The organism is Bacteroides ndongoniae (assembly GCF_900108345.1).
GTDB lineage: Bacteria > Bacteroidota > Bacteroidia > Bacteroidales > Bacteroidaceae > Bacteroides > Bacteroides ndongoniae.
Genome location: NZ_FNVV01000014.1, coordinates 1,003,304 through 1,023,168, shown reverse-complemented (window position 1 = coordinate 1,023,168; position 19,865 = coordinate 1,003,304). Strand labels below are relative to the sequence as shown.

Below are 19,865 nucleotides of genomic sequence, written 5' to 3'. Positions count from 1 at the left end.
GTATCGATGTGGCAACTGTACTTGTCGCTTCCGAGAGGCTTTAAATGTGCTGTCGGAGGGTTGTTTATGGGGCAGAACAGGGGGAATACTGCCCGTCAACTCATCTTCTTGCGCATATTGTGTCGAAAATTCAAAATTCAGTCGTATCTTTGCGCCCGCTTAACAAAAAGAGTTTTCAATGAATCTGATTATCGACATCGGTAATACCGTCGCCAAACTGGCGGCTTTCGACGGAGATGAATTGCTCGAAGTGGTGCACGACTCGAACGAGACGCTGGAACACTTGCCCGCTTTCTGCCAGAAATATCCTTTCCGAAAGGCCATTCTCGCCACGGTTATCGATCTGACGGCCGATGTGCAGGATCGCTTGAAGGAGCTTCCCGTTCCTTTGCTCTATCTGGGGGCCGATACTCCGTTGCCGGTCGAGAACCTTTACGAGACGCCCCGTACGCTGGGGTACGACCGTATGGCGGCCGTGGTAGGTGCCAACGCCCTTTGCCCCGGCCGCGACCTGCTGGTGATAGATGCGGGTACCTGCATTACATACGAGTTTATCGATGCTTCGGGTCGCTATCATGGAGGCAACATTTCGCCGGGATTGCAGATGCGTTTCAAGGCCCTGCACCAGTTTACCGGCCGCCTGCCCCAGGTGCAAGCCGAGGGTCGTCTGCTGCCTTTGGGCAAGGATACCGATACCGCCATCCGTTCCGGTGTTCTGCAAGGAATGGAGTATGAGATTTCAGGCTATATTCAAACGATGAAGCATAAATATCCTGAACTTTTGGTTTTTTTAACGGGCGGGAATGAATTTTCTTTTGATACAAACTTAAAAAATATCATCTTTGCAGACAAATTTTTAGTGTTGAAAGGATTAAACCGAATATTGAACTATAATGACAGGATATAGACAAACGCTTGTGACGCTCGTGCTCACGTTGTTATCCGGAGTGGCATTCGCTCAGAATAATACGAATTCTCCCTATACAAGATATGGATACGGACAATTAGCCGACCAGGGTCCGGGAAGCAGTAAGGCAATGGGAGGCATTGCCTACGGCTTGCGCGATAACTCCCAGGTCAACTTCGCCAATCCGGCATCCTATAGCGCCGTAGATTCGCTGACCTTTATATTCGACGGTGGTATTTCGTTGCAGAATACCAATTTCAGCAACGGTGTGCTGAAGCAAAATGCCAAGAATTCGAGTTTCGACTATATCACCATGCAGTTCCGTGCAGCCAAGTGGGCGGGCATCAGTTTAGGTTTGCTTCCTTACTCCAATGTCGGATACAACATCGGCGAAACCCGTGAAGTGGAACAAGTCTCTTATACCGGTGACGGTGGTTTGCACCAAATTTATCTGGGTACTGGACTTAAAATATTTAAAAACTTTTCTATTGGTGCGAATATTTCGTATCTTTGGGGAGACATCACACATACTGTAAACGTGACTTATCCCAATACGTCGTCGGCTTTCGCTTTCGAACGCGAACAAAATGTGTCGGTGACCAGCTATAAGCTCGATTTGGGTGCGCAATATACGCATCAGTTCGGCAAGAAGCATCAGGTGACGTTGGGTGTTGTTTTCTCGCCCGGTCACGACTTGAACAACGATGCTTATACGCAGACTACTACTGGCAACAGTTCGATGGGATACACCGTATCGCAACGTGATACGGTTGCTACGTGTGGCATACCTACAACGTTAGGTGCCGGATTCACCTACGTGTACGACGGTCGTCTGACAGTGGGAGCCGATGTGATGTTGCAGAATTGGAGCAAGACATCGTTTATGAACAGCTCTGATGCTTTCAGCAACCGTCGCCGCATAAGCCTCGGTGCAGAGTACATGCCGAATCCAATGGGCAGAAGTTATCTGTCGGTTGTGAAATATCGTGTGGGAGCCTATTACTCCCAGCCTTATTATAAAATGGAAGGAAAGCGGGCGGCTGATGAGTACGGCGTAACTGCCGGTTTCGGATTGCCCATTCCGAGAACACGTTCGATATTGAGCATTTCCGGTCAGTACGTCAGAGTATCTGGCAAACATGCCGGCTTGCTGGATGAAAACACATTCCGGGTTTGCATCGGAGTAACCTTCAACGAACGTTGGTTCTTCAAGCGTAAAGTGAATTAAAGAATAGACAAAAATATCACAACTAAAATTTTGATACAATGAAAATTAAGACGCTTGTGGCTGCTGTATTGCTCCTTTCGGGTGGAGCAACCAGCGTTTTTGCACAAAACGATTGTAATGCGAACAGTAGTATCTCGCACGAGGCCGTGCGGGCAGGTAACTTTAAAGATGCCTATGCTCCGTGTATGGCTGTATTGAAAGAGTGTCCGACTTTGAGATATTACACATTTACGGATGCCATTAAAATTCTGCAAAATTTCTTGCAAACCAACAAAGATCGTAATTCTGCCGACTACAAAAAATATTTCGACGAACTGATGCAGGTTCACGATTTGCGTATTCAGAATCTTCCGGAATTTGCCAAAAAATATAAGAGCGGAATTCCCAGCCCGGCTTCAGCTAGGGGTACAAAGGCTGTAGACTACTTGCAGTATGCTCCAGTACCGGATCTGAATCAGGCTTATACTTGGCTGAGAGAATCGGTTTCTGAGGCGCAAGGCGAATCTGACGGTGCTGTGTTGCATTACTTTTTGGATGTGTCCATGCAGAAAGTAAAGGCTGACAGTAATCATACTGATCAGTTCTTTCAGGATTATTTGGATGCTTCCAAATATACCGAGGATGCTATCGCTACCGAAACCAATGCTGCCAAGAAGAAAAATCTTGAAGCTATTAAGGAGAACTTGGTTGCCATGTTCGTTAACAGTGGTGTAGCCGACTGCGAATCTCTGCAGAATATCTATGGTCCGAAAGTAGAAGCTAACCAAAATGACTCAACTTTCCTGAAGAAGACCATCGCTATCCTGAAGATGATGAAATGTAATGAAAGCGAAGCATACTTCAAGGCTTCTGATTACCTGTATCGTATCGACCCGAGTGCAGATGCTGCTGTAGGTGTAGCCTATATGTATTATAAGAAAGGCGACTACGATAACGCCGTGAAGTATTTCGACGAAGCTTTGGGCATGGAAACTGACAATGCAAAGAAAGCCGAAATGGCTTATGCTACTGCAGCAGCTCTGTTCAGTGCCAAGAAGCTTTCTCTGGCAAGATCTTACTGCCACAAGGCCCTTTCTTTCAAAGAAGACTACGGACAGGCATATATCATGTTGGCACACATCTATGCTTCCAATCCGAAGTGGAGTGATGAGCCTGCTTTGAACAAATGTACTTACTTCCTCGTAATCGACAAGCTTCAGAAAGCTAAATCGATCGATCCGAGCGTGGCCGAGGAAGCCAATAAGCTTATTTCTACCTATTCAGCTTATACCCCGCAGGCAAAAGACTTGTTTATGTTGGGTTATAAGGCTGGCGACCGTGTAACTATCGGTGGCTGGATAGGTGAGTCTACAACCATTCGATAATATGATGTCATCACAATCGAAGGGCGTAATATATTTTAGAAATCTGAGCATAACCATTGTCTTAGGGGGAATGGTTATGCTCCTTTTATTTTCGGCCTGCTCTGGAAAGAAGCAAGAACTGGGCGCAGCCATTACCGAACGTGATTCGATGCCGGTGATGGATACGCGGGGAGTCACGACGCTTATTTCAGACTCTGGTGTTACGCGTTACCGCATTCTTACCGAGGAGTGGAAGGTGTTCGATCGTAAGTCTCCTTCTTATTGGTCTTTCGAAAAGGGAGTCTATCTGGAGAAGTTCGATACCTTGTTTCAGGTCGAAGCAAGTATCAAGTCTGATACTGCTTATTTTTACGACAAGCAGAAGCTTTGGAAACTGATAGGCAATGTACATATACAGAACCTGAAGGGAGAGAAGTTTGACACAGAGTTGCTTTATTGGGATCAGACGAAAAAGAAGGTTTATTCGGACAAGCGTGTGCGTATCGAGCAGCCCGATCAGATTATTTATGCATGGGGCTTTGAATCGAATGAACAAATGACAAAATATCGTTTCTTCAAGACTGACGGTATATTCTATATCGACGAGGAAGAGGGAGCCGCTCCTTCCGACAGCCTGAAGACGGACAGTATCGGATAAGTATGTTAGACACTATTATTTATTTGCTGATAACCATGGCTTTCTCTGCCTTTTTCTCGGGAATGGAGATTGCCTTTGTTTCGGTCGACAAGCTACGTTTTGAAATGGACAAGAAAGCTGGTGTAACGTCTGCCATTCTTTCTTATTTCTTCCGCAATCCTAACGATTTCATTTCGACAATGCTGGTGGGCAATAATATTGCGCTGGTTATTTACGGTATTTTTATGGCGCAGATTATCGAAGGGAATCTATTGGCCGGAGTTATTTCGAATCATTTTGCGGTAGTACTGATACAAACGATTATTTCAACACTGGTTATCTTGGTGACGGGTGAGTTCCTACCTAAAACATTGTTTAAGATCAATCCCAATCTGGCCTTACGTGTATGTGCCATGCCGTTGTTTGTATGCTATGTAGTCTTGTTTCCGGTCTCTAAATTAGCTTCAGGGCTTTCGTCTGTCTTTTTGTATATTTTCGGCGTACGTATTAATAAAGAGGCGCGTGCCAGAGCATTTGGAAAGGTCGATTTGGATTATTTCGTCCAGTCGAGTATCGAAAATGCCGAAAGTGAGGAGAATCTGGATGCCGAGGTGAAAATATTTCAGAATGCGCTCGACTTCTCGAATATCAAGATACGTGATTGTATTGTGCCGCGTACCGAAGTTGTAGCAGTTGATGTCAGTGCTTCACTGGACGAGCTGAAAAGTCTTTTTGTGGAGTCGGGTATTTCGAAAATAATAGTGTACGACGGTAGTATAGATAATGTGATAGGTTATATTCATTCGTCGGAGATGTTCCGTAATCCGGCCGATTGGCGAAATAATGTGAAGGATGTTCCCATTGTTCCCGAAACGATGGCGGCTCACAAACTGATGAAACTGTTTATGCAACAGAAGAAAACGATTGCAGTTGTGGTAGATGAGTTTGGCGGGACCTCTGGTATTGTTTCTTTGGAGGATTTGGTAGAAGAAATCTTTGGAGACATAGAAGACGAACATGACAATACGTCGTATGTATGTAAACAAATTGGAGAGAATGAATATGTTTTGTCTGCGCGTCTGGAAATTGAGAAGGTAAACGAAACGTTTGGTCTGGATCTTCCGGAATCGGATGATTATTTGACGGTAGGCGGGCTTATTCTGAACAGTTACCAAAACTTTCCCAAGCTGCACGAAGTGGTAACAGTAGACCGTTATCAGTTTAAGATTATTAAGGTTACAGCTACTAAAATTGAACTGGTGCGGCTCAAAGTAACCGAATAATGCTATTTAGATGCAAAATTTCGGCGAATAAATAGATGCGTATTAGCATTTTTTGTATCTTCGTGCGCTAAAATCGGTAAAAATAAGAAAGTAATAAATAAACAAATAAATCTAATTAACAAAAATGGCAACATTACAAAACATTCGGTCGAAAGGACCTTTATTGGTGATTGTAATTGGTGTGGCGTTGTTTGCTTTCATCGCGGGTGATGCATGGAAGGTTCTTCAGCCGCATCAGTCACAAGACGTAGGAGAAGTGAACGGAGAAACTATTTCCGCTCAAGATTATCAGACAATGGTGGAAGAATATACGGAAGTCGTTAAGTTCTCTACCGGTAGATCAACATTGAGTGATGAAGAAACCAATCAGATTAAAGATGAAGTTTGGCAAAGATATGTCAACAATAAGCTGATTGAGAATGAAGCTGAGAAGTTAGGCCTGACAGTTTCGAAAGCAGAAATACAGTCCATTATAGATGAAGGAACGCACTACATGTTGCAAAGAACTCCTTTTGTGAATGCCCAGACAGGTGCTTTCGATAAGGATATGTTGAAGAAGTTCCTGGTTGATTATTCAAAGATGAACAGAGCACAGATGCCTGCTCAATATGTAGAACAATACGATGCAATGTACAAGCTGTGGGCATTTATCGAACAATCTCTGATTGAAGCTCGCTTGCAGGAAAAATACACATCGTTGATCGCCAAATCTCTGTTCGCTAACTCTGTTGAGGCACAGGATGCGTTTGATGCACGTATAAATCAGACCGATCTGCTTTTAGCAGCCATTCCTTACTCTTCTGTTACAGATTCTACGATTACAGTAAGCGATGCTGATTTGCAGGCTGCATACGATAAAAAGAAAGAGCAATTCAAGCAATATGTTGAAACTCGTAACATCCGTTATATTGATGTTCAGGTAACAGCAAGTGCTGAAGACCGTGCTGCTTTGCAAAAGGAAATGGAAGAATATACAGCTCAATTGGCTTCTACTTCTTCTGATTATACATCGTTTATCCGTTCTACTGGTTCTGAAACTCCGTATGTAGATTTGTTCTACACAACAAGAACTTTGCCTTCTGACGTTACTGCACGTTTGGATTCAGTAAATGTAGGAGAGGTGTTTGGTCCCTATTATAATGTAGCAGACAATACTCTGAATACATTCAAGAAATTGGCTGAAACTTCAATGCCTGACTCTATCGAATATCGTCAGATTCAGGTAGTAGCCGAAGATGCTGATAAAACTAAGACTTTGGCTGACAGTATCTATAATGCCATTAAGGGTGGTGCTGATTTTGCTGAAGTAGCTAAGAAGTATGGACAGACTGGCGAAGCTGTATGGATTACTTCTGCCAATTACGAAGGTGCCCAGCTGGATGGTGATAATCTGAAGTATGTAACTGCTGTTACTACTATGGGACAGAATGAACTGCAGAATCTGGCTTTAGGTCAAGCTAATGTTATTTTGCAGGTAACTAATAAGAAAGCTGTGAAGGATAAATATAAAGTAGCAGTGATTAAACGTCCTGTTGAGTTTAGCAAGGAAACCTATAATAAGGCATACAATGATTTCAGCCAGTTTATAGCTGCTAATAATACGCTTGAAAAGATGATGGCCAATGCTGAAGACGCTGGTTACAGACTCTTCCCTAAAGATGACTTGTATAGCTCAGAACATGGAATTGGTGGTATCCGTGGAACAAAGGATGCACTGAAATGGGCTTTCGAAGCTAAGGTTGGTGAAGTTTCTGGTTTGTATGAGTGTGGCGAGAGCGATCATATGCTGGTTGTAGGTTTGGCTGGCATCGTTAAAGAAGGATATCGTCCTTTGGCTCTGGTGAAAGATCAGTTGAGAGCTGAAGTTATCCGTGACAAGAAAGCTGAGAAGATTATGGCTGATATGAAGGCTGCTGGTGCGACTTCATTTGATCAGTATAAGAATATGGCTAATGCAGTGAGCGATTCAGTGAAACATGTTACTTTCTCGGCTCCCGCTTATGTATCAGCATTGCACAGCAGTGAGCCTGCAGTAAGTGCTTATGCATCGGTTGCAGAAGTTAATAAGCTGAGTGCTCCGATTAAAGGTCAGGGTGGTGTCTTTGTTCTTCAACCTTATGCAAAAGAAAAACTGAACGAAACCTTTAATAAGGAAACTGAAGAGACTACATTGGAAAACATGCATGCACGTATGGCAGGTCAGTTTATGAGTGACTTGTATCTGAAAGCCAATGTGAAAGATACTCGTTATCTCTTCTTCTAATAAGTTAGAATAGAGGTTTTACTCTAAAAAATACATCCGGGCTTTAGGTTTCAGAATATCGGGTCTGAAATCTGAGCCCGGATTTTTTGTATATATTCTGATAGTCCTGTTGTTTTTCGATACGTGGGGCAAGTTTCTATTGCCACCGTTGTCTTTATATTACTTTATTTGTACCTTTGCAAGATAAAAGAATATAAGAATATGGCACAAAAACTTCCCCTTTTGGGATTGACTCTTTCTGAATTGCAGTCTGTTGTAAAGAATCTTGGCATGCCAAGCTTTTCAGCCAAACAAATAGCTTCTTGGCTGTATGATAAAAAAGTTTTTTCAATAGATGAAATGACCAATTTGTCGTTAAAACATAGAGAACTGCTGAAAGAACAGTATGAGGTTGGAGCTGAGGGACCGATAGATGCGATGCGTTCGGTTGATGGTACTGTAAAGTATCTGTTCCGTGTCGGTGAAAACCATTTTGTTGAATCTGTTTATATCCCTGATGATGACCGTGCTACGTTGTGTGTGTCTTCACAAGTAGGTTGCAAAATGAATTGTAAGTTTTGTATGACTGGAAAACAAGGATTTACTGCTAACCTTACGGCTAATCAGATAATAAATCAGATAAACTCTTTGCCGGAACGTGATAATCTGACCAATGTAGTAATGATGGGGATGGGAGAGCCTTTGGATAATCTTAATGAGGTATTGAAGGCTTTGGAAATAATGACCTCTGATTACGGATATGGTTGGAGCCCGAAAAGAGTGACTCTCTCTACTGTAGGCCTCCGCAAGGGGTTACAACGTTTTATTGAGGAATCCGATTGTCATTTGGCTGTTAGTCTTCATTCTCCGTTACCGCTGCAACGCCGTGACTTGATGCCTGCTGAAAAGGCTTTCTCAATAACTGAAATAGTTGATCTGTTGCGCAACTATGATTTCAGCAAACAGCGGAGACTTTCTTTTGAATATATCATGTTTAAGGGAGTCAACGACTCTCTGCCTTATGCCAAAGAACTTTTGAAACTATTGCGTGGCGTAGATTGCAGAATTAATTTGATTCGTTTCCATGCAATTCCAGGTGTTGATTTGCAGGGAGCTGATATGGATACTATGGTTACTTTCCGGGATTATCTGACTTCACATGGATTGTTTACTACAATACGTGCTTCACGAGGTGAGGATATATTTGCAGCCTGTGGAATGCTCTCTACGGCGAAGCAAGAGGAGAATAAACAAGAATTAATATAAATTATTAACTTTGCCCGAAAGGATTTACTGATTTTTCGTAGTTTTGTAGAAACTAAAATAATGTGATTATGAAAAGGCACTTGGTTTATTTGAGCATGTTCCTTATGTCTGTTTTGTTTGTGGCATGTGGTAATGGTAAAAAGAAGAGTATGTTTACCCCGACCTCAAGTGGGCGTGCATATGAAGTTCTTGTTGTAATAGATTTGGATATGTGGGAGCGGCCGGCTGGTAGAGCTTTGTTTGACGTACTCGACTCTGATGTACCGGGATTGCCTCAATCAGAACGCTCTTTCCGCATTATGTATACTGATCCGTCGAATTATGACGCTACCTTAAAAATTATCCGTAACATTATCGTAGTAGAGGTGAACAAAGACCTCTATACACAGCCTAAGTTAAAGTCTGCTCAGAATGTCTATGCTGCACCGCAGTCTATCTTGACAATTCAGGCTCCTGATGAAAAGACATTTGGTGAGTTTGTTACAAAAAACAAACAAGTCATTATAGACTATTTTACTCATGCAGAGATGAACCGGCAAATTTTTGCTTTGGAAACCAATCATAGTGATTATGTCACAACGAAAGTAAAGAGTATGTTTGATTGTGATGTATGGGTACCTGGCGAGTTGACAGCAACGAAACAAGGCGAGAACTTTTTCTGGGCAGGAACTAATGCTGCAACTGGCGATCAGAATTTTGTTATTTATACTTATCCATATACCGATAAGAATACTTTCACAAAAGAATATTTTGTTCACAAACGTGATTCTGTGATGAAAATCAATATTCCAGGAGCACGCGAAGGAATGTATATGATGACTGATTCGTTGATGACTGATGTACGTCCTATTAGTGTGCAAGGCGAGTATGCGCTGGAAGTTCGTGGGCTGTGGCGTATTAAGGGCGATTTTATGGGTGGCCCGTTTGTGTCTCACGTTCGTTTGGACAGAGCTAACCAACAAATTGTTGTTTCAGAGATATTTGTTTACTCTCCTGATAAGATGAAACGGAATCTTGTACGTCAGATGGAAGCTTCTCTTTATACTTTGAAGTTACCAAATAGCCGACAGGTAGAAGTAACAATACCGGCTATTGTGATAAGTAATGATTCAACTACTAATAAAAAATAAGAATGGAAGATAACAAAATAAGAATTGGCATAACACAAGGTGACATTAATGGAGTGGGATATGAAGTGATTCTGAAGACTTTTGAAGATCCCATGATGTTGGAATTGTGTACACCGATTATATATGGTTCTCCTAAGGTTGCAGCCTATCATCGGAAGTCTTTAGACCTCTCTACTAATTTTAGTATTGTGAATTCGGCTTCAGAGGCTATGCCAGATAAGCTGAGTGTGGTTAATTGTACTGATGATGAAGTAAAGGTAGAGTTCTCGAAGGCTGATCCCGAAGCAGGGAAAGCTGCTTTAAGTGCTTTGGAGAAAGCTATAGAAGAGTATCGGGAAGGTTTGATCGATGCTATTGTGACTGCACCTATAAACAAGCACACCATTCAGTCTGAGGAGTTCTCTTTTCCCGGCCATACCGAATACATTGAGGAACGGTTGGGCGATGGTGAAAAGGCTCTTATGATTCTGATGAAAGGTGATTTTCGTGTAGCATTGGTTACTGGACATATTCCCATTGCTCAGGTTGCTTCGACCATTACCAAGGAATTGATAGAAGAAAAATTGGAGATTTTCAATCGGTCTTTAAAACAGGATTTTGGTATAGGAGCACCACGTATCGCAGTATTAGCTTTGAATCCTCATGCCGGTGATGGTGGATTATTGGGAATGGAGGAACAGGAAATTATAATCCCTGCTATTCAGGAGATGGCTGCCAAGGGGGTACTTTGTTTCGGACCTTATCCTGCTGACGGATTTATGGGTTCGGGCAATCTTTCCCATTTCGATGGAGTATTGGCCATGTATCACGATCAGGGTTTGGCACCATTTAAAGCACTGGCAATGGATGAAGGAGTGAACTATACGGCTGGTTTGCCTGTCGTTCGTACTTCGCCGGCGCATGGCACTGCTTATGATATTGCAGGAAAGGGTGTAGCTTCGGAAGATTCGTTCCGCCAGGCTGTTTATGTAGCGATTGATGTGTTCCGTAACCGTTTGCATGAAAAGAATATGCGTGCAAATCCACTGCGAAAGCAATATTACGAGAAACGTGATGATAGTGACAAGTTGAAGCTTGACAGTATAGAAGAGGAATTATAAATATGACGAAAGCAGAAATACAGCAAGTGAAGTTGCGTTTTGGCATCATTGGTAACAATGATGGATTGACGCGCGCCATTGATATAGCGATTCAGGTGGCACCTACTGACTTGTCTGTCTTGATAACTGGGGAAAGCGGTGTAGGTAAGGAAAGTTTTCCCCAAATCATCCATCAGTATAGCCGACGTAAACACGGGCAATACATTGCAGTGAACTGTGGAGCTATTCCGGAAGGTACTATCGATTCGGAGCTTTTCGGCCATGAAAAAGGAGCCTTTACAGGAGCTATCGGCGAGCGAAAAGGATATTTTGGAGAAGCAAATGGTGGTACTATCTTTCTGGATGAAGTAGGAGAGTTGCCTTTGCCTACTCAGGCCCGTTTGCTTCGAGTACTTGAAACGGGAGAATTTATCAAGGTAGGTTCGTCGAAAGTAGAAAAGACGGATGTGCGTATTGTTGCTGCTACAAACGTAAATTTGACTCAGGCTATTGCGGACGGCCGTTTTCGTGAGGATCTGTATTATCGTTTGAATACAGTTCCTATACAGATTCCTCCTTTGCGAGAGAGAGGTGAAGATGTGGTTCTGCTGTTCCGAAAGTTTGCGACCGATTTTGCGGATAAATACAGGATGCCTGCCATTCAGTTGACGGAAGATGCCAAACGTGAATTAATGTCTTATTCGTGGCCAGGTAATGTCCGTCAGTTGAAGAATATTACAGAGCAGATCTCAATTATTGAAACTAACCGTGAAATAGATGCTTCTATTTTGAAGGGATATCTGCCGTTGCAAAGTAATGTGCAGAAACTTCCTGCTTTGTTCGGAGCAAAGGAACACAAGAGTTTTGAGAGTGAACGTGAGATACTTTATCAGGTCCTTTTTGATATGCGTCAGGATGTTACGGAGTTAAAGAAACTGGTGCATGAGATTATGACTGAACGTGCTGCGGGAATTTCGTCTGCATCTCCTTCACCTTATTTATCCTCCGAGGCTTCTATTGTGACTCCGGCACAACCCTCAGTACCTGCTATTATTCATTCTCCGATTAAGGCAGTTACGCCTGTCGATGATGATATTCAGGATACGGAAGAGTATGTGGAAGAATCGTTGTCACTGGATGATGTAGAAAAAGAAATGATACGGAAAGCACTTGAAAAGCATCATGGCAAACGCAAAGCGGCGGCACATGATCTGAACATTTCCGAACGGACTTTATACAGAAAGATTAAAGAATATGGGTTGGATTAGAAAGATATCATTAATACTTTTATTGGCAATATCGGGCATTGTGCTGTATTCTTGTAGCATAAAGATAGGTCTTGCTCCGATTAGTTCAATAGATTATACGAAAGTTAAGACAATTTCGATTGCTGATTTTGAGAATCATGCCGATTATGTTTATGCACCTTTGGCGATCGAATTCAATCAGAAGCTGAAAGACATGTTCATTCAGCAGACAAGTCTTCGTTTGGTTGATTCGGGAGGAGATTTGGAGATTAGCGGTGAAATTATAGGATATAATCAGTATAATGAAGCTGTAGATGCCAGTGGTTATTCTTCGAAAGTAAAACTGACTTTGACGGTGAAAGTGTCGTATGTCAATAATACCAATCACGAAGAAGACTTTACCGACCAGCAATTCTCTGCTTTCCAGACGTACGACTCATCGCAATTGCTGACCTCGGTACAGGACGGACTGATTACCGTGATGGTTAAAGATATTGCAGAGCAAATATTTAATTCAACAGTAGCTAACTGGTAATATAGGGAAATGACATCTGTACATTTGCAACAGTGGATTGAGCATCCGGAGATGCTGAACAGGGATACTTTGTACGAGCTTCGTACGATGGTAGCCCGTTATCCTTATTTCCAGTCACTTCGTTTGTTGTACCTGAAGAATTTGTATTTGTTGCACGATACAGCTTTTGGTTCAGAGTTGCGGAAGGCAGTACTTTATGTTGCCGATCGTCGTGTCTTGTTCTACCTGATAGAAGGTGATCGTTATAAGTTGCAGGCTCAGAAACTGTCCAATAGGATAGATACTGAATTGAAAGAAGAGCCTAGCGTCGATCGTACTCTTTTCCTGATTGATACTTTTTTGGCAACTATGCCGGAGGAGCAGACTCAACCGATGGAATTGGACTATTCGATGGATTATACAGCCTATCTGCTGAGTGAAGACAATGGATTGAATGAAGAAAGCCCGCAAGAGGAAGTGCCTAAGCTGAGGGGGCAGAATCTCATTGATGATTTCTTGAAGAGAGACGAGAAGGAAACTGTGGAAGAAGCAGTTCCGTCTGCTACAGATACAAAATTGGATGCAATGCCTGAACAGCCGGATGATGCAGCGGAAAGTGTTGAGGAATGTAGTTCGTCTCAATCATCGATGCTGGAGGCTACAGCAGAGCAACCTATAGAAGGCACTTGTCAAATAATCGGTGTAGATGAGTCTTCCGAGACAGCTGATCAGGCAGCCGGTGATGATTTGGATAATGAAGAGCCGGATGAGGAGAATTTGGATGATATTTACGGCAAAGAAGAGTTGGATGACAGCTGTTTTACCGAAACTTTGGCAAAAATATACATCAAACAGCACCGATATGATAAAGCTCTTGAAATTATTAAAAAATTAAGTTTGAATTATCCAAAAAAAAATGCTTACTTTGCAGACCAAATCAGATTTTTGGAGAAATTGATTATTAACGCTAAATCAAAATAACAAAATGTATTCATTATTAATTATCTTAATGCTGATTGCATCAGTATTGATGTGTTTCATTGTTTTAATCCAGAATTCAAAGGGTGGAGGTCTGGCATCAGGCTTTTCTTCATCCAATGCGATTATGGGTGTACGCAAAACTACCGATTTCCTGGAAAAAGCAACATGGACATTAGCTGCGGCTATGGTTATATTCAGTGTTGTTGCTGCTTATACTGTTCCTTCTGCTTCCAGCAAGAGTGGTGATGTGATATTGGAACAAGCACAGCAAGAAGAGAAGACAAATCCGTATAATATGCCCGTAGGTACAACAGCACCGCAGACTGAAGCTCCTGCTGCTGCTACACCTGCTCCTGCTGCTTCTGATTCAGCAGCCAATTAAGGACAGAACGGCATGGCCGTCATGCGTGATTTGAGATAATTTAGGCACGGATTACATGAATTTGAAGGGGTAATTTACTCCCTATTTTCATGTAATCCGTGTTTTTTATATCTGTATGTTTAATAAAGTCTGATTATCGGTATTCTTTTTTAGCATAATAGCTGGAAAGACTAGCATATTTTCATTATTTTTGTTGCTTAATAAATTAACTAATAACATACTAATTGAAATGATGACATCTGAAAAAAATCTCCAGACGTTGCGCGATTCAGCGGCTATGCGCTGGATGGTACTGCTTTTCTTGGCTTTTGCCATGTTCTGTTCATACATCTTTATGGACATTCTTTCACCTATTAAAGATTTGATGCAATCTACACGAGGCTGGGATTCTACAGCTTTTGGTACGATGCAGGGTTCTGAAACGTTTTTGAATGTTTTTGTATTCTTTCTGATTTTTGCCGGTATCATTCTGGATAAGATGGGAGTACGTTTTACAGCCCTTCTTTCAGGAACAGTGATGCTAATAGGTGCTATTATCAATTGGTATGCCGTTACCGAAAGTTTTCAAGGCAGCGGACTTGAGAACTGGTTTAATAATAATCTGAATTATATCCCGGTTTTTGATGAATTGGGCATTTCTCCTTTTTATAGAGGTATGCCTGCCTCAGCCAAGTTTGCAGCCATTGGTTTTATGATCTTCGGCTGTGGTGTTGAGATGGCGGGTATTACAGTTTCCAGAGGATTGATTAAATGGTTTAAAGGCCGCGAGCTGGCATTGGCTATGGGTTCGGAAATGGCACTTGCACGTTTAGGTGTGGCAACCTGTATGATCTTCTCTCCGGTATTTGCCAAGTTGGGAGGTGTAATTGACGTTTCCCGTTCTGTAGCATTCGGTGTAGTACTGCTGATGATAGCCTTGATCATGTTTATCGTTTATTTCTTTATGGATAAGAAGCTTGACGCACAGACTGGCGAGGCAGAAGAAAAAGATGATCCCTTTAAGATTTCCGATTTGAAGAAGATTCTTACAAGCGGTGGATTCTGGTTGGTTGCATTGCTGTGCGTGCTTTATTACTCTGCCATTTTCCCGTTCCAGAAGTATGCTGTAAATATGTTGCAATGTAACCTGATATTTACTGATGTGCCAGCCGATTCGTTCTGGGCAACTAATACGGTGACCATAATTCAATACTGTATCATGCTGGTTGTGGCTGCTGCCGCTTTTGCCAGCAATTTCTCCAAGCGTGTCAGTATGAAATACGGATTACTGGTTGTTGCAGCAGTGGCATTGGTTGCTTTCTGTTATATGGGTTATATGCGTCAAAGCGCCGAGACTGTTTTTGCTGTATTCCCGTTGCTGGCAGTAGGTATTACACCTATATTGGGCAATTATGTCGATCATAAAGGAAAAGCAGCAACCATGCTTGTGGTTGGTTCTATTCTGCTGATCTTCTGTCATTTGACTTTCGCTTTTGTATTGCCGCAATTCAAGGATAATGCGATTGGTGGTGTGATTATTGCTTATCTTACCATTCTTGTACTCGGAGCAAGTTTCTCGTTGGTTCCTGCTTCTTTGTGGCCTAGTGTGCCTAAGTTGGTCGATGCTAAAATCATTGGTAGTGCCTATGCGCTTATCTTCTGGATTCAGAATATCGGTTTGTGGCTTTTCCCGCTTCTGATAGGAAAGGTTCTCGACCGTACCAATCCGCAGCTTGTGGCCGATTTGCAGAATGGAGTCATTACACCGGAAGAAGCAGCTGTCTCTTATGATTATACAGCGCCGCTTGTAATGCTTGCCTGTCTGGGTGTTGCCGCATTGATTCTTGGTTTTGTATTGAAGGTAGTCGACCGTAAGAAGGGCCTTGGCTTGGAAGAACCTAACATTAAGGAATAAGTAATATGCCGGATACAGTAGACAAAATTAGTTTGTTGAATGCCATTCCGGTTCGTAGTGAACAGGTAAAAACTGAATGGAAAGGTGAGTACGTTGTGCTCGCCTTTCCTCGGTTTAAGAAGGAATGGATGCGTCGTTTCTGGTTGTTTAAAGGGCTGTCGCAGGATATACATGTAACGTTGGAAGAGCATGGGACAGCCGTTTGGCAATTAATAAACGGCCAGCGTACCGTTAATGAAATAGTGGAACTGCTGGCCGTTCATTTCTCGAACGAAGCGGATTATGCTTCGCGTGTTGCAACTTACATCATGCAGTTGCATAAAGATGGTTTTATTCGCCTCTGTCTACCTTCAGCAAGCCACCCGTTGTAGTGTCGAAAAGCACTTGGGTAACACTGTTCTTATTGAATAGTACAGGAGCAAGGTATTCCGTGGTGCCAAATTGGCTCACCGGAAGTTCGTCCTCAAACAATTTCTGGTGTTTGTATTTTATCTCTATTTTGGCTTTACCGGGTGCATTGTAGGCCACTCCTTCTATTTTCTTCTTTTGATCTTTCTCGTCGACTGGCGGAATGTTGATTGTTTTAAGGTCGGTGATGCTGATGTATATAGGCTCGCCGGCCAGATTATTGCTGTCTACGACTCCCAGACGTGTAGAGAAGCGTGAAATTACTGCATTTTGCATTTCTTTGGGAGTAATGCGTACGGTGAATGTTTGGGATTGCTCGACCGTTTTTCCGGTAAACATTTCCGTCATGGCTTTTTCCTGACGATTCAGGTTGTCGAGCATCAGTTTAAGCTGTTCTCCGTCTTTGGGCATGTTGTCTGCCTCGCCTCTTAGCAGAGCGTTTTTGCTTTCGCGTATGTTGTAGATTTCCTGTGCAACCAGTTCGGCCATTTTAGCACTTGAGCTGGCCATAAGAATTTCCTGCGTGAGGAAAGTACGCGGGTCAAGTGTCTCGGATGCCGCATTGAGTGGGGCAGAGACTTGTTTCTTTTCTTTCTTTCCGCTATAAGGCATATTGATGGAGCGTACAATGCCGTCTTCGGTCAGTTCCATAAGAGGAGCAACCGTTTTGTCTTTCAGCTTTACGAAATAAACTTTATCCTTGTCCGGTACTCCGATAGTGGAAGTTTGTATTTTGTCCAGTGTCCAATATTCTCTTGACAGTGGAGAAATGCCTGTCAGTTTCAGAAACTGTTCGGCATATTTGCAAAATTCTCCCGGAGTGTATGTATGTTTGGTTGCCACAATGGTAAGCTGAATTTCAGTTTTCGGCAGCAGATAAGTCACTCCATAGTCCTTACCACGCATCACACCGGCAGTAACTTCCGTCTGGGCGTACGTACCGGTTGTGAGTAGCAGAAGACCTGCCAGTTGTATGATTCTTTTTTTCATAAAAGGATATTAATAATAAGTTATTCATTTGCTTTAGATAGAAATGCAAAGCCGGTGTGGCGGTGCATTTACAGCTCGACCTGGTTTTGTTCTACTTCTATCTTAAATAACAAAGATAATGAACTCCGCTGTTGTACGACACTTATTTACGAAAGATTAACGTACGAACTGAATGCATACGGGTTTGTTGATAGCTATATCTTTGTTGATGTTTTCCAATAATCCTGTTGTCTCATCTCGCCGGTATACCTGTATCACGTGGCTGTCGCGGCAAGCTACCAACAGGTACTTACCGTTGGGAGTGATATTAAAGTTACGGGGATGAATGCCGGTAAGCTGATATCCGACTTTGGCCAGCATGCCGTTTTCTTCGTTGACGGCATAGATGGCTATTCCGTCACCTTTCAGCCGGTTGGAGGCATATAGATATTTGCCATCGGGACTGAGGTGGATGTCTGCACTTCCGCGGGCGGCCAGTGTGTCGGCTGTGATGGTCTGTATCTGTTTCAGGCAACCGTCGTTGTAGCTGTAGGCAATGACTTTACCCGACAGTTCATTAATAAGGTAAGCATATTCTCCGTTGGGGCTGAACGTCAGATGACGCGGACCTGAACCGGGAGCCACTTCTGTAGCTTCGGCCGAGGGATGCGGAACGATATCTTTCGGATGAAGGACAAAGCGCAGGATGCGGTCGGAACTGAAGTCGGTGGCAAATATATATTTCCCGTCAGGCGAGAAGACGGCACAGTGCATGTGCGGGCTGTTCTGTCTTTCCGGATCGGCATTGTTGGCCATTCCTTCGAATAGGGTGTCGACCGGTTCTACGCTTCCGTTGCTACGCAGGGGAAATACAGCCATTGTGCCACCGGAATAGTTGGCGGTCAGCACTTCCTTTCCGTTGGTAGATATATAGCAAGGACCTGCGCTTAAGGTAGGTTCGCTGTTCAGCAGGCGCAGTTCTCCGGTTGTTTTGTCGAAAGACAATGCATTGACAGCTGCTTGTTTGCCGTCCATTTCGCTGACGGCATAGACAAACTGTCCGTCTTCCGATACGGCCATGTAGGAAGGATTGGGCAGTTCGAACGAGTTGAGGGCCGTAGAAACACCGGTTTCCTGATTAAAGCGGAAAGTGTAAATACCTTTGCTTCCTCCGTCCGTGTAGGTTCCTACCAACATGGCGATTTCAGCAGATTCCGCCTTGGCTGGCTTCTGTGGCATGCAGGCGGCGCAGAGCAGTGCTATCATGCAGTAAAGTAGCTTTTTCATTGTATTATACCAGATTAATGTGTCTTTTTACGAGGAGTATTATTCTTTGATATACTTTTTCATACCTTCGGTGCAAAACGTCTTGAATTTCCCGTCATTGTCGCTGTAGATGAAGTAAGCGTCAATTTCGGGGTTGGCGTTGGCAAAACGTTCGGCCTCTTCCAGTCCCATTACCATAAAGGCAGTGGCGTAGGCGTCGGCACTCATACAGTCGCGGGCTATGACCGTGGCTGACAGTATGCTGTGCTGTACGGGATAACCGGTGCGCGGGTCGATGGTATGTGCATACTTCTTTCCGTCTTTGTAATAGAAGTTGCGGTAGTTGCCCGAGGTGGCTATACCGGCATTGCTGATTTGCAGAACTGTCTGCAATTCCTGGTTGATCGCCAGTGAGTCGTCTATCGGTTTGTTGATACCGATTCTCCACGGAGTATTCTGCGGGTTGTTGCCATGTACTACCACTTCACCGCCGATGTCTACCATATAGTTCTGTATTCCTTTCTTTTCGAGCAGTTGTGCTACGATGTCTACGGCATATCCTTTAGCTACGGCACTGCACGTCAGCATGATGCGTGGGTCTTGCTTGACGATTTTTCCTTCGGCCGACAGGCTGACTTTCGTATATCCCGTGATGTCGAGCAGACTGTCTACCATCAGTGAGTCGGGGAAGTGTCCTTTTTTGAAGCCGAATCCCCAGGCATTGACCAGCGGGGCAACAGTGATGTCGAAAGCACCGTTGGTTTCCCGGGATATTTCCATACTTCTATGGAACACGTTGGTGAAGAAGGTGTCCGGCATGATGTCTTCATTCCGGTTGATGCGTGTGATGGTAGCTGTATCGTTGAAGGGAGACAGTGATCCGTCGAAACGCTTCAGCTCGGCATCTATCTCAGCGTGCAGGTTCTGGTCGTACTGATAGGTGATGTTGTATATGGTTCCGAAAATCTGTCCGCTGTCTTTCTGGTAGGGGGCAACACGGTTGTGGCGTGCCAGAATCCAGATGGTTCCCAATACCAGTAGGGCAATCCATAAAAAGTTTCTTTGCGTTCTTTTTTCCATAATTTGTCT

Annotated in this window: 18 protein-coding genes; 15 read left to right on the top strand and 3 right to left on the bottom strand. The window is 43.3% G+C overall.

All coding sequences use genetic code 11. The features are described from left to right. The first annotated feature begins 178 nt into the window (after nucleotides 1–178). The 15 genes from BQ5591_RS15220 (at nucleotide 179) to BQ5591_RS15150 (ending at nucleotide 16,504) form a co-directional block, all read left to right on the top strand. On the top strand, nucleotides 179–907 hold the full coding sequence (locus BQ5591_RS15220) for a type III pantothenate kinase (protein ID WP_071149976.1): 729 nt from the start codon (nucleotides 179–181) through the stop codon (nucleotides 905–907). Beyond that, nucleotides 894–2,135: a BamG family beta-barrel-assembly machinery protein gene (locus tag BQ5591_RS15215; RefSeq protein ID WP_071149975.1), complete on the top strand. Its 1,242-nt coding sequence runs from the start codon at nucleotides 894–896 to the stop codon at nucleotides 2,133–2,135. Before BQ5591_RS15220 ends, BQ5591_RS15215 begins: the two co-directional genes overlap by 14 nt. 38 nt (nucleotides 2,136–2,173) lie before the next feature. After that, entirely contained in the window at nucleotides 2,174–3,499 is a 1,326-nt protein-coding gene (locus BQ5591_RS15210) for a tetratricopeptide repeat protein (RefSeq protein ID WP_071149974.1), read from the top strand. A gap of 4 nt (nucleotides 3,500–3,503) precedes the next feature. Continuing rightward, entirely contained in the window at nucleotides 3,504–4,136 is a 633-nt protein-coding gene (gene lptC / locus BQ5591_RS15205; protein ID WP_071150759.1) for an LPS export ABC transporter periplasmic protein LptC, read from the top strand. 2 nt (nucleotides 4,137–4,138) lie between these two features. Beyond that, on the top strand, nucleotides 4,139–5,398 hold the full coding sequence (locus tag BQ5591_RS15200; protein WP_071149973.1) for a hemolysin family protein: 1,260 nt from the start codon (nucleotides 4,139–4,141) through the stop codon (nucleotides 5,396–5,398). A 124-nt stretch (nucleotides 5,399–5,522) separates the two neighbouring features. Then, nucleotides 5,523–7,661, top strand: a complete 2,139-nt coding sequence (locus BQ5591_RS15195; RefSeq protein ID WP_071149972.1) for a peptidylprolyl isomerase — start codon at nucleotides 5,523–5,525, stop codon at nucleotides 7,659–7,661. Nucleotides 7,662–7,862: 201 nt separating this feature from the next. After that, nucleotides 7,863–8,906 (top strand): dual-specificity RNA methyltransferase RlmN, encoded by a 1,044-nt coding sequence (gene rlmN, locus BQ5591_RS15190; RefSeq protein WP_022162404.1) that lies wholly within the window; start codon nucleotides 7,863–7,865, stop codon nucleotides 8,904–8,906. A gap of 68 nt (nucleotides 8,907–8,974) precedes the next feature. After that, a complete protein-coding gene (locus tag BQ5591_RS15185) occupies nucleotides 8,975–10,036 on the top strand; it encodes a DUF4837 family protein (protein WP_022162405.1) in 1,062 nt (353 codons plus the stop codon). A gap of 2 nt (nucleotides 10,037–10,038) precedes the next feature. Continuing rightward, the gene (pdxA, locus tag BQ5591_RS15180; protein ID WP_022162406.1) at nucleotides 10,039–11,136 is read left to right on the top strand and encodes a 4-hydroxythreonine-4-phosphate dehydrogenase PdxA; all 1,098 of its coding nucleotides are present in this window, start codon (nucleotides 10,039–10,041) and stop codon (nucleotides 11,134–11,136) included. Nucleotides 11,137–11,138: 2 nt separating this feature from the next. Further along, on the top strand, nucleotides 11,139–12,383 hold the full coding sequence (locus BQ5591_RS15175) for a sigma-54 interaction domain-containing protein (RefSeq protein WP_022162407.1): 1,245 nt from the start codon (nucleotides 11,139–11,141) through the stop codon (nucleotides 12,381–12,383). Continuing rightward, complete coding sequence (locus BQ5591_RS15170; protein WP_022162408.1) at nucleotides 12,370–12,897, top strand: LptE family protein; 528 nt, start codon at nucleotides 12,370–12,372, stop codon at nucleotides 12,895–12,897. The genes BQ5591_RS15175 and BQ5591_RS15170 overlap by 14 nt, the downstream gene beginning before the upstream one ends. A gap of 9 nt (nucleotides 12,898–12,906) precedes the next feature. Then, complete coding sequence (locus BQ5591_RS15165) at nucleotides 12,907–13,857, top strand: hypothetical protein (protein WP_071149971.1); 951 nt, start codon at nucleotides 12,907–12,909, stop codon at nucleotides 13,855–13,857. A gap of 4 nt (nucleotides 13,858–13,861) precedes the next feature. Continuing rightward, nucleotides 13,862–14,239 carry a preprotein translocase subunit SecG gene (secG, locus tag BQ5591_RS15160; protein ID WP_022162410.1) on the top strand — a complete coding sequence of 126 codons (378 nt, stop codon included), beginning with the start codon at nucleotides 13,862–13,864 and terminating at the stop codon, nucleotides 14,237–14,239. Between the two features lie 232 nt (nucleotides 14,240–14,471). After that, entirely contained in the window at nucleotides 14,472–16,133 is a 1,662-nt protein-coding gene (locus BQ5591_RS15155) for an MFS transporter (protein ID WP_394331820.1), read from the top strand. A gap of 5 nt (nucleotides 16,134–16,138) precedes the next feature. Continuing rightward, on the top strand, nucleotides 16,139–16,504 hold the full coding sequence (locus tag BQ5591_RS15150; RefSeq protein WP_022162412.1) for a PqqD family protein: 366 nt from the start codon (nucleotides 16,139–16,141) through the stop codon (nucleotides 16,502–16,504). On the opposite strand, the gene BQ5591_RS15145 is transcribed toward BQ5591_RS15150, so the two are convergent. The 3 genes from BQ5591_RS15145 to BQ5591_RS15135 form a co-directional block, all read right to left on the bottom strand. Continuing rightward, nucleotides 16,464–17,531 carry a DUF4831 family protein gene (locus tag BQ5591_RS15145; protein ID WP_071149970.1) on the bottom strand — a complete coding sequence of 356 codons (1,068 nt, stop codon included), beginning with the start codon at nucleotides 17,529–17,531 and terminating at the stop codon, nucleotides 16,464–16,466. The two genes, BQ5591_RS15150 and BQ5591_RS15145, sit on opposite strands and share 41 nt — an antisense overlap. Nucleotides 17,532–17,687: 156 nt before the next feature. Then, a complete protein-coding gene (locus BQ5591_RS15140; protein WP_071149969.1) occupies nucleotides 17,688–18,797 on the bottom strand; it encodes a lactonase family protein in 1,110 nt (369 codons plus the stop codon). A 39-nt stretch (nucleotides 18,798–18,836) separates the two neighbouring features. Beyond that, on the bottom strand, nucleotides 18,837–19,856 hold the full coding sequence (locus tag BQ5591_RS15135) for an FAD:protein FMN transferase (protein ID WP_071149968.1): 1,020 nt from the start codon (nucleotides 19,854–19,856) through the stop codon (nucleotides 18,837–18,839). Nucleotides 19,857–19,865 lie beyond the last annotated feature (9 nt).

Coding starts and splice junctions, on each gene's coding strand:
- BQ5591_RS15220 (WP_071149976.1), top strand. CDS start 179: ATGAATCTGATTATCGACATCGGTAATACCGTCGCCAAACTGGCGGCT.
- BQ5591_RS15215 (WP_071149975.1), top strand. CDS start 894: ATGACAGGATATAGACAAACGCTTGTGACGCTCGTGCTCACGTTGTTA.
- BQ5591_RS15210 (WP_071149974.1), top strand. CDS start 2,174: ATGAAAATTAAGACGCTTGTGGCTGCTGTATTGCTCCTTTCGGGTGGA.
- lptC (WP_071150759.1), top strand. CDS start 3,504: ATGTCATCACAATCGAAGGGCGTAATATATTTTAGAAATCTGAGCATA.
- BQ5591_RS15200 (WP_071149973.1), top strand. CDS start 4,139: ATGTTAGACACTATTATTTATTTGCTGATAACCATGGCTTTCTCTGCC.
- BQ5591_RS15195 (WP_071149972.1), top strand. CDS start 5,523: ATGGCAACATTACAAAACATTCGGTCGAAAGGACCTTTATTGGTGATT.
- rlmN (WP_022162404.1), top strand. CDS start 7,863: ATGGCACAAAAACTTCCCCTTTTGGGATTGACTCTTTCTGAATTGCAG.
- BQ5591_RS15185 (WP_022162405.1), top strand. CDS start 8,975: ATGAAAAGGCACTTGGTTTATTTGAGCATGTTCCTTATGTCTGTTTTG.
- pdxA (WP_022162406.1), top strand. CDS start 10,039: ATGGAAGATAACAAAATAAGAATTGGCATAACACAAGGTGACATTAAT.
- BQ5591_RS15175 (WP_022162407.1), top strand. CDS start 11,139: ATGACGAAAGCAGAAATACAGCAAGTGAAGTTGCGTTTTGGCATCATT.
- BQ5591_RS15170 (WP_022162408.1), top strand. CDS start 12,370: ATGGGTTGGATTAGAAAGATATCATTAATACTTTTATTGGCAATATCG.
- BQ5591_RS15165 (WP_071149971.1), top strand. CDS start 12,907: ATGACATCTGTACATTTGCAACAGTGGATTGAGCATCCGGAGATGCTG.
- secG (WP_022162410.1), top strand. CDS start 13,862: ATGTATTCATTATTAATTATCTTAATGCTGATTGCATCAGTATTGATG.
- BQ5591_RS15155 (WP_394331820.1), top strand. CDS start 14,472: ATGACATCTGAAAAAAATCTCCAGACGTTGCGCGATTCAGCGGCTATG.
- BQ5591_RS15150 (WP_022162412.1), top strand. CDS start 16,139: ATGCCGGATACAGTAGACAAAATTAGTTTGTTGAATGCCATTCCGGTT.
- BQ5591_RS15145 (WP_071149970.1), bottom strand. CDS start 17,531: ATGAAAAAAAGAATCATACAACTGGCAGGTCTTCTGCTACTCACAACC.
- BQ5591_RS15140 (WP_071149969.1), bottom strand. CDS start 18,797: ATGAAAAAGCTACTTTACTGCATGATAGCACTGCTCTGCGCCGCCTGC.
- BQ5591_RS15135 (WP_071149968.1), bottom strand. CDS start 19,856: ATGGAAAAAAGAACGCAAAGAAACTTTTTATGGATTGCCCTACTGGTA.